The organism is Tepidimonas alkaliphilus, assembly GCF_007556595.1.
GTDB lineage: Bacteria > Pseudomonadota > Gammaproteobacteria > Burkholderiales > Burkholderiaceae_C > Tepidimonas > Tepidimonas alkaliphila.
On record NZ_VJNB01000030.1, the window covers coordinates 1 to 1027 of the forward strand.

Genomic DNA, 1027 nt, shown 5'->3' on the forward strand with positions numbered 1-1027 from the left:
TTCAACGAGTCCGATGAAGGGGTGGTAGAACGTTGGCGCGAGTCGCCGCGCTGGCAGTACTTCTCGGGCATGGCCTACTACGAGGACCGGCTGCCGTGCGATGCCACGACGCTGGTGAAGTTTTGCCGGCTGCTGGGCGAGGAAGGGGTGGAGGAGCTGCTGGCGCAGACGATCAACGTGGCGGTGGAGCTTGGCCTCATCAAGCCGCAGGAGTTGAAGCGCGTGGTGGTGGACACCACCGTGCAGCCAAAGGCCATAGCGCACCCCGCCGACAGCCGGTTGCTCCAGACCGCGCGCACCAAGCTCGTGCAAGCGGCCAAGGCAGCCGGCATCGCCTTGAAGCAGAGCTTGGCCAAGGAAGGCAAGGACCTGAGCCGCAAGGCAGGACGCTACGCCCACGCGCGGCAGTTCGCACGCATGCGCCGCAGCATCCGGCGCCAGCGCACGATCGTGGGCAGGCTACAGCGCGAGATCGAGCGCAAGGCCGCCCGCCTGGGGCAGGCCATCCAGGGCGCTCTTGGCGATACCCTCAGCAAGGCGGCGCGTCTGGTGGCGCAGACCGCCCAGCGCAAGACCGCCGAGGGCACGCCCAAGCTCTACGCCTGGCACGCGCCGCAAGTGGAGTGCATCAACAAGGGCAAGGCCCGCCAGCCCTATGAGTTCGGCGTCAAGGTCGGCATCGCCAGCACCTTGAAGCACGGCCTGATCGTGGGTGCGCGGGCTTTCCATGGCAATCCCTACGACGGGCATACGCTGCAGGCGCAGCTGGAGCAGGCCACGATCCTGATGCAGGACACGGGCGTCAAGCCCTCCACAGCCTATGCCGACTTGGGCTACCGCGGCGTGCAGGCCGACGTGCCTGATGTGCGCCTGGTGCACCGCGGCAAGATCAAGCGCCTTACCCGGCAGGAACGCAAGCTGCTCAAACGCCGCCAAGCCATCGAGCCGCTCATCGGGCATCTCAAGGCGGATCACCGCATGGACCGCTGTCATCTCAAGGGCGAGCAGGGCGACCGGCTGCACGCGG

1 protein-coding gene is annotated in these 1027 nt (G+C 67.2%); it reads left to right on the forward strand.

Annotated elements, in window-relative coordinates; all coding sequences use genetic code 11:
• The coding region (locus Talka_RS11835; protein ID WP_143891517.1) for an IS5 family transposase at window positions 1-1027 on the forward strand (1027 nt) is incomplete at both ends.